11 protein-coding genes are annotated in these 8,242 nt (G+C 46.8%); 4 read left to right on the top strand and 7 right to left on the bottom strand.

Translation table 11 applies throughout. The annotated features are described in order from the left end of the window. The 3 genes from VIN66_RS04355 to VIN66_RS04345 form a co-directional block, all read right to left on the bottom strand. The coding region (locus VIN66_RS04355) for a hypothetical protein (protein WP_331922855.1) at window positions 1-414 on the bottom strand (414 nt) is incomplete at its 3' end. A gap of 92 nt (window positions 415-506) precedes the next feature. After that, the gene (locus tag VIN66_RS04350; protein WP_331922854.1) at window positions 507-1,097 is read right to left on the bottom strand and encodes a YqaA family protein; all 591 of its coding nucleotides are present in this window, start codon (window positions 1,095-1,097) and stop codon (window positions 507-509) included. A 205-nt stretch (window positions 1,098-1,302) separates the two neighbouring features. Beyond that, window positions 1,303-1,851 carry a hypothetical protein gene (locus tag VIN66_RS04345; protein ID WP_331922853.1) on the bottom strand — a complete coding sequence of 183 codons (549 nt, stop codon included), beginning with the start codon at window positions 1,849-1,851 and terminating at the stop codon, window positions 1,303-1,305. A 199-nt stretch (window positions 1,852-2,050) separates the two neighbouring features. Between VIN66_RS04345 and VIN66_RS04340 the strand changes: the two genes are divergently transcribed. The 4 genes from VIN66_RS04340 (at window position 2,051) to VIN66_RS04325 (ending at window position 4,460) form a co-directional block, all read left to right on the top strand. Beyond that, on the top strand, window positions 2,051-2,602 hold the full coding sequence (locus VIN66_RS04340) for a DUF6843 domain-containing protein (protein ID WP_331922852.1): 552 nt from the start codon (window positions 2,051-2,053) through the stop codon (window positions 2,600-2,602). Window positions 2,603-2,655: 53 nt separating this feature from the next. Continuing rightward, on the top strand, window positions 2,656-3,090 hold the full coding sequence (locus VIN66_RS04335; RefSeq protein WP_331922851.1) for a hypothetical protein: 435 nt from the start codon (window positions 2,656-2,658) through the stop codon (window positions 3,088-3,090). Window positions 3,091-3,144: 54 nt separating this feature from the next. After that, window positions 3,145-3,627: a hypothetical protein gene (locus tag VIN66_RS04330; protein WP_331922850.1), complete on the top strand. Its 483-nt coding sequence runs from the start codon at window positions 3,145-3,147 to the stop codon at window positions 3,625-3,627. Window positions 3,628-4,073: 446 nt separating this feature from the next. Further along, on the top strand, window positions 4,074-4,460 hold the full coding sequence (locus VIN66_RS04325; protein WP_331922849.1) for a GreA/GreB family elongation factor: 387 nt from the start codon (window positions 4,074-4,076) through the stop codon (window positions 4,458-4,460). Between the two features lie 379 nt (window positions 4,461-4,839). Here VIN66_RS04325 and VIN66_RS04320 read toward each other — a convergent pair whose 3' ends face one another. The 4 genes from VIN66_RS04320 to VIN66_RS04305 form a co-directional block, all read right to left on the bottom strand. After that, on the bottom strand, window positions 4,840-5,220 hold the full coding sequence (locus VIN66_RS04320; RefSeq protein WP_331922848.1) for a T6SS amidase immunity protein Tai4 family protein: 381 nt from the start codon (window positions 5,218-5,220) through the stop codon (window positions 4,840-4,842). Between the two features lie 56 nt (window positions 5,221-5,276). Then, window positions 5,277-5,816 (bottom strand): hypothetical protein, encoded by a 540-nt coding sequence (locus VIN66_RS04315; RefSeq protein ID WP_331922847.1) that lies wholly within the window; start codon window positions 5,814-5,816, stop codon window positions 5,277-5,279. A 70-nt stretch (window positions 5,817-5,886) separates the two neighbouring features. Further along, entirely contained in the window at window positions 5,887-7,299 is a 1,413-nt protein-coding gene (lpdA, locus tag VIN66_RS04310) for a dihydrolipoyl dehydrogenase (RefSeq protein ID WP_331922846.1), read from the bottom strand. Between the two features lie 152 nt (window positions 7,300-7,451). After that, a partial coding sequence (locus VIN66_RS04305) for a 2-oxo acid dehydrogenase subunit E2 (RefSeq protein WP_331922845.1) occupies window positions 7,452-8,242 on the bottom strand: 791 nt, incomplete at its 5' end.

The following is an 8,242-nucleotide window of genomic DNA, read 5'->3' as shown; positions in this document are numbered from 1 at the left end:
GCTAACTTCTGCCGCTGAGATATCGGCTGAAGTGGTTGCAGCGGGCTTTATAGTGTCAGCGTCACTGGCAGCGGTTTCTGTAGCAGTGGCGGTAATAGTGGGTACAGCTTGTTGTGCCGCAACAACGTTAACCGGCACAGGTTGCGGTGGCACTTTTTCGGTACGTTCAGCCACCGGGGTGTTAACCGGTACGGCCTGCTGCGCCTGACGGCCACGAGGCACGGCTTGCACCGGTTTCTGACAGAAACGGTCGTATTCGCGCTTGGCACTGCGGTAATTGCTGTTTTGGCGTTGCTGACTAAAACGATCTATTTGCTGCAGCAGTAAAATACAGGCACCGTCAGTATATTGCTGCTGAGCTAAAAGCGATGTCGGGATAAGCAGTAATGTCAAAGCAAACAACAGGTAGCGCATAAGTCATCCTTGAACTATGAACAACTTATGCTAGCAGTAACTGCAGCAATTGACATCAATTAATATTACAACGCTATGAAGCTACTGGCTTTTTACCTGAAGAAGGTAAACCAGACCCAGACACCGGCCAGCGCCAGCAGCGCAGCACCAAGCTGGCGTGAATAACGCCGCCACAGCTTCATTGCCGCATCGCCGGCAAACTGTACCAGCAGCGCCAGGCCAAAATACCGCACCGAGCGTGACAACGCCACTGCCAGTAAAAACAGCATAAAAGAAAACCCGGTAGCACCGGCCGCCAGCATGGCAATTTGCAAGGGCGTCGGCGTAATGCCCACCGCCAGCACCGACATAAAGCCGTTTTCTTTTAGCTCAGTGGCAAAACTGTCGTACACCTCGGCCCCGCCAAACAGCTGAATCAGGCTGTCACCCCACTGCTCCATCGCCAGCGCCCCCAGCCAGTAACCAAGCGACGCCGCCGTAATATTGCCAGCCAGTGCAACAGCGGCAATCACCCAGCGCTTTTCCGGCTTGCGTAGCATCCACGGAATTAAAATCGCCTCAATTGGTATCGGTAAAATCAGCGTTTCGCCCATCGACAGCGCAAACAATAGTAAATAGGTGTAATTAGAGCTTTCCAGCCGCTCTAGCCAGGTGTCAGCAGACAGCGCTTTTGAATTCAGCATCTTTTACGGTCACCTTGTTGTTCAAAACAGTCCGAAGTTGGGCAAGTAAGTCAGTATCCGGCTTGTAGCTGTCTGTACGCTTAATTTGTCTGGCAACTACCAACCTTAAGTATCTGAACTGGCTTTTGTTTACACATCCAAGTACGCTTTAATGCCTTACGCTTACGTTCAGCTAGGAGAAGCCAAAGCGTTGGCACTCAGTCGTTTATTTACAGCTATTTGTGGGTATATCGCGGGTAATCACGTTTGTCTGGTCATTATTAAGTTGGCGGATCACTAACTGATCACTGCTTTGTTCAAAACTATATTGCCCAAGCCAATCTTCACGGCTGATAGGTATAGGTGTGAAAAAACCGAACATACCACGGTATATGAAATAAAAATAATGGTACGACTTGCCAATAGCGCCAGTATCCACGGTGTACAGGTGAATGTTACCATTTTCCTGATAAAACTTAGTTTTATCACCAAAAATCAGATACAGCATACAGATCAATGCCAGCAAGCAACTATGTAAAATCCCGGCTGTTAACAGGGTATATTTACCAGCTTTGCGCCAGGCTCTCATCTGGATCCTGAGCAATAGCACTATGCCAAACAAGGTTAACAATAACTTTATCGGTACCAGATATACACTCACCTGATACATCAACTTGGGGCTATGCCAGTTAATACCAAAAACATTACCCAGAAACAGGCTATCGATTAATGGTACAGCGATAAGCAATATTGAGAAAACAAGCATTCTGTTCATCTGATTTTCCGTAGACAAAATTACCCAGCCACCTTAAATTACAAATAGTTCACAATAAAGCATCCAAAACCGAAAAATCTTAAAATCGTGTCAATGGTAACTTTATGAAGACGCTGGAGGCATCAATTTTTGCAATCAACCCAAATGACCACCGCTGTATGGTGGTAGAAAACTTTTCGCTGGACGGATGCTTTAACTAATGAAAACAATATCCATTTTGTCTGGTATCAAAAGACTGCTGCAAAGCAGCCTGCCTGTATTAGTACTGAGTTATTCAATTACCGCTTGCAGTGAGACTGTGCAACAACGTGAAGCTGAGCGTTATATTTTACCTGCAAATTATACCGGTGCTTTTTATGTGATATTTGACCAGGCTCAGGGGGAACCGTTACAGTTTGAGCAAGGCAGTCGCCAATATCATATTCCCGACAATGGCGTGCTACTTACCCAAGCCAGTATTAGCGAAGGTATTATTGCCAGCGACAAGCTACGTTTCTTCCGTCAGGATTCGCCACAGCAGTTAACTGAAATAACAGCCCGCTGGCAAACCAGCATCGATGCCGGGCAAGCTTACCAGGATAATACTGTGTACATTTTTGGCGGTGGCCCTGGTGTATACAGCAGTTCAGAGCTGAGTTGCGACTTCCACTTTAGGGGCTTTCATATTGGCACCAAAAGCCAGATCCTCGACGAAGTTAATCACTTCGATATTGAAAGCTTTATTAAGCAGAATGAGCTTAGGTGTGATTAGTCCCAGAATGTAATCTGGCTTGGTATTTTTGAATTTACTATGGCGTTTGCGTTATGTCCAAAATCTTAATTATTGTGTTTTCGGGCTTACTGAGCATGACAGTACATGCCAGCAGCGCTATAGAGCTGGAATTGAACTGTAACGTTATTCCCCTCAACTACCCTGGTTTTAGTCTGGATGACATAAAGGCACACTCTACAACCTTACAAGCAAAGACACCGTCTGCTAAATCAGCGTTTTCTTTGAAAAATCATGCTTTCATCGTTGGCGTTAATCGTACAGACATAACAGATATTCCGCTTATTATGGATTTCTATCTGGAAGTACAGCCGCCGGCACCAGCTGCACCAGTAAGAGCTTACAGTGCTTCTTATTTCAGTCCGGGCATAGGTAAACATCATGCACGGCTGGAGCTACTGTATTATGGCGATAAAACTGAACCCTACCCCACGGGACAGCTCGTGTTCGAATGTCAGCACTATGAATAACCGTGCTGAATAACGACCAATGCGTTTAGATAACCCCCAAAGACTATGCAATTCATGCACAGCACAAAATCCAGCGTATCGCTAGTTTCTGACACGCTTATTCGCGCGGTTTCAACAACAGCAATATTATTTGTTGCTGTTGCCGTTATTGCTCTGCTAAGAGGTGTTAGTCAGGATGTACATTACCCACTAGCGAGCGATGACTGGTATTTAGTAGCTGGCTTTCTTAGCGTCTGGTGCCTTGTTCCGGCCCTGCTGGCCACTGTCACCAGCGCCTTTAGCAAGGTTAGCCGCAGCAAAAGCTATATGCTGCTTGGTCTGCTGCAAGTAATATTGCTGTATGCATACAGCTACCATATTGCTAAGCAGCCGGGCAATGAACTTAGCAGCTCACCGCTTATTTTATTGGTATATCTGGCAATACCGGTTGCAGCTATTTACTACCCGCTGTTTTTCATTGGTAAGGCATTTAGTAAATTCCGGCTGGCGGTAGTTTTAATTGCAGCGCTGATGTTAACTTATGCCACTATTGCGTAAGCGATAACACATGCGCAACAAGCTCTTTATTACAAAAACGCACAGCCCCACCCAGGCACACCGGAATTTGATGCGTGGCTACTTAAACGCGCCAAAGAACGTGCTGCGGAGTATTTAACCGATGAATACGATTTAGGTGATGATGAACGTGGCTTATTAGCTGTTGGTTATGATCGCTTGCTGATGTCAGACGAAGAATTGGCCGTAACCTCACCCTGCTATAGGCAGGGCTTGCTTTAAGTTTGCCAATTGGCTATGGTAGTAGCCGCTAACACAGCCTGACTTTAGATGAGTATTTAACAATGCTTATTGCGTTTTACCCTATAGTGAATTACCCACTCACCTTCCAGCCTTAAACCGGCCGCATTCTGTTGCGCCCGGTTCTAAAAATTTAAAACTCTAAATATTTCACTGCTTAACCTTCTTTTGCATAGATTGGGGGCAACATGCCATTGCGTCAGTTTTGGGCAGATTTCGACGTGCACAGTGTAACAGCGAAGCAAACGTCATTATCATCTGAGTATTCTTTTATATCGGCGCTAACACAGCAAAAATCCCTTAACCCACCAAAGCGGTTAAATGCTGTTGCGCAAAAAAAACTACCGTTGTATGTAACCACTGGCTGCACAGTGCAACTTGTCTCTATGCATGATGATCTACGCTGTTGGTTAAAACTCGTCGCCAGCGCTAACCCTGATATAAGCAAAGGTGAAGTAGCAGAGCTTTCGCCGCTCGGCCTGGCCATGCTGGGCAAGGGTGTTGGTGAGCAGGTTAAACTGCACATTCCAGGTATCGATATTCATTTTCTAATTACAGATATTCTCGGCGACTAACACGCCAGGTAATACGTAACTCTAACCTGTATATGAAGGAGAATTCCATATGAAGCACTTAGGTTCGCAGCACGGTTTTTAACAGCATTAGTTCGCCAGCCAAGGTTGTAGCCCGCTGCGACTACAACACCAACTGGTTATTGCCCTGGAGCATGCCATGAGTAAGCAAAACACCAAAAAGAAGCCGCAACATGATATTAAAGAAAAGCGTCGGCTGAAACGCGACAAACGCAATAATGATTCCTAGATAACTAGCGAATAACCGCCGAGGGTGCAAACGGATTTGCCCCTTTATCCCTAATAGCTTAGTTTTTCCTCAGGTTTGGCAGGTTGGTGATTGAACCTTCGTAAATCTCTGCCGCTAAACCGATAGACTCGTTCACTGTTGATTTTTCAGCGCTTCGCTTTGAACGTGATAGATCTCAGCTACCTGCTCCGACTCGGCAAAATCTATACATTTCATCAGGTTATTTTGCTTACCCGCTTGGGTGGTATTGTCTTTTTGCAGCCACTGCTGCATTGGCGCTATCAATGCTTCATAGGCTTCCAGCGGCATAGCACCAAACTCGCGGTAGCCATTTAATGCACTTACTGCCTGGTCGTAAATCTCGCCTTGAGGAAATGCGGTGGCTAAGCAGCTTGCCTGCGCATAATGCTGAAACAGCTTTAACTCGCTTTGCTGCTTATATGCCATTTCAGCCATAACGCCGTTTGAAATGAAAACACTGATAAAAATAACCAAAGCCTGTTTATTCCGCATGGCGGTTATATTCCGTTTTAGTAATAACAGCTTGGCGAGCTTTTTTCTCATCAAAATCAGTTTTGCGCCGGCACTAAGATGCTTAGGCCATGATCAGTTTCAAGAAACAATTTAATACCCTGTTCCAGTTGCTGTTGCACAGCGTAATGCTGCTCTACTACCTGTGCAGGTACACAAGCGCTGGTCATGTGTAAGCTATCTGTTGGCGTAACGTCCAGCATTGATACTGCTAAGCCGTCTTTCGATACTAATAAAGTATCGCTTTTAAGAGTGCTGCCAAGCCTGGTTTTTCGATTAACGAACAGTGATTTAAAACTTAGATCGCTTGTGGCCGGGTGTGAAATCACCAGAACCTCGGTATCTGCAAGCTTCTCCAGCTCAACATAAGTATCCAGATGTTGTGGCGTCACGCTGGTAAACATCACAGAGCTAAATGAGCGTTCGGGCTCATTTGCCGATGGCAGTCTGCGGAATTCGTTATCTGAAATCTTTTTAAACTCTGCAGGAATAAACCACTGACAGCCAAGATAAGGATAATTGGTTGCTGATGTGCCGCAGGCTGAAACTAACAATACAACAGCAAGTATTTTCTTCATGGTGTAATAACCTTAATTACAACAAAGGCCGCATTAGCGGCCTTTGTGTTAAACACTCAACGTAGAAAAATTACTTCTTCTTCGCTTTCGGGTTTGGCAGGTCGGTGATTGAACCTTCGTAAATCTCTGCCGCTAAACCGATAGACTCGTTCAGTGTCGGGTGAGCGTGAATAGTTAACGCGATATCTTCTGCGTCTGCACCCATCTCTACTGCTAAGCAGATTTCACCCAGCATTTCACCAGCGTTGATACCAACAATGGCGCCACCGACGATACGGTGCGTTTCTTTGTCGAAAATCAGTTTAGTGAAGCCTTCAGTACGGGCTGAAGCAATAGCACGGCCTGAAGCGGCCCATGGGAACACGGCGGTTTCTACTGCCATGCCTTTTTCTTTTGCTTCTTTCTCGGTTACACCTGTCCAGGCCATTTCCGGGTCGGTGTAGGCAACTGATGGAATGCAGCGCGGGTCGAAGTAGTGCTTCTGGCCGGCAATCACTTCAGCGGCTACGTGGCCTTCGTGTACTGCTTTGTGCGCTAACATTGGCTGGCCGATAACGTCACCGATGGCATAAATGTGCGGTACGTTAGTGCGCAGTTGCTTATCAACATTGATAAAGCCGCGCTCGTCTACGTTAACACCGGCTTTTGCCGCGTCTAACAGGTTACCGTTTGGCTTACGGCCAACCGCAACCAGGATCTTGTCGTAACGTACGGCTTTCTCAGGTGCGTTTTTGCCTTCGAAGGTTACATATAAGCCGTCTTTTTTCGCTTCTACGCCAATAACTTTGGTCGACAACATGATGTTGTAGTTGTCTTTGTTGTACTTGGTGTAGGCTTTAACGATATCAGCATCTGCTGCCGGTACTAACTGGTCAGCAAATTCAACTACTGATACTTTAGAACCCAGTGCACGGTATACAGTACCCATTTCCAGGCCGATGATCCCGCCACCTAAAACCAGCATTTCGCCCGGAATGTCTTTTAATTCCAGTGCGCCGGTTGAATCGATAATACGGTCGTCATCTTTTGGAATAAACGGCAGTGATACCGGCTCTGAACCTGCAGCGATAATGGCCTGTTCAAAGGTAATAGTGGTGTCGCCAACCTGTAAGGTGTTCGCGCCGGTGAATTTACCGTAACCGGTAACCACTTTTACTTTACGCATTTTAGACATACCAGCCAGGCCGTTAGTCAGCTGACCAACTACTTTGTCTTTCCAGCTACGGATTTTGTCTAAATCGATTTTCGGCTCGCCAAAGGTTACGCCGTGTGAGGCCATATCGCGGGCGTCATCAATGACCTTAGCAACGTGTAATAAGGCTTTAGATGGAATACAACCTACGTTTAAACATACGCCGCCTAAAGTGCTGCGTGCTTCAACCAGGGTAACTTCTAAACCTAAATCTGCTGCGCGAAACGCTGCAGAGTAACCGCCAGGGCCTGCGCCCAGCACCACTACTTGGGTTTTGATTTCGTTGCTCATCGTATTACCTTTTATCATCGGTTCGGGTGACTGATAGCAGCATGTAGGGCAAGGCTACCAGGCGAAAAAAGTGGCAGAATTTTAACATTCTGCCTGAGCGATGTCCCGTAACTTTTCAGTACGGGACACAAAATTCGCTCCGCTACAGGGTGTTACATAATAATTTGGCGAATATCAGCCAGATAACCTGCCAGTGTGGCGGTAAAACGTGCGGCCAGGGCGCCGTCAATCACGCGGTGATCGTACGATACGCTAAGCGGCAGCATCAGCTTTGGCTCAAACTCTTTACCGTTCCATTTCGGCTTAATGTCAGACTTCGACACCCCTAATATGGCGACTTCAGGCGCATTTACAATAGGCGTAAACGCCGTACCGCCAATGCCGCCGAGGCTGGAGATCGTAAAACAGCCGCCCTGCATATCGCTGGAAGTCAGTTTACCTTCGCGCGCCTTAACCGAGATGTCCTGCAGCTCGCGTGACAGCTCGATAATGCCTTTTTTGTTTACATCACGTACTACCGGTACCACCAGGCCATTTGGAGTATCAACGGCAATACCTAAGTGCACGTATTTTTTCAGAATTAAGCTTGCGCCATCATCCGACAATGAGCTGTTAAAGGTTGGGAACTCTTCCAACGCTTTGGCCACCGCTTTCATGATAAACACCAGCGGTGTGTACTTCACGCCCATCTTCTTCTTGTCGGCAATAGCGTTCTGCTCTTTGCGGAAGTCTTCCAGGCCGGTGATGTCAGCTTCATCGAACTGGGTCACGTGCGGAATACGTACCCAGTTACGGTGCAGGTTAGCACCGGATAACTTCTGAATACGTGACAGCGGCTTGGCTTCAACTTCGCCAAATTTGCTGAAGTCGACTTTTGGCCAGGCAATCAGGTCGAAGCCCATGCTGTTGCCAGCGCCAGAGCTTACTGCGCCAGATTCAACCT

The sequence above is a fragment of the Rheinheimera sp. genome (genome assembly GCF_036568245.1).
In the GTDB taxonomy this organism is placed as follows: domain Bacteria; phylum Pseudomonadota; class Gammaproteobacteria; order Enterobacterales; family Alteromonadaceae; genus Alishewanella.
The sequence above is the reverse complement of the archived record's forward strand: the minus strand, read 5'-3'. Positions and strand labels throughout refer to the sequence as shown.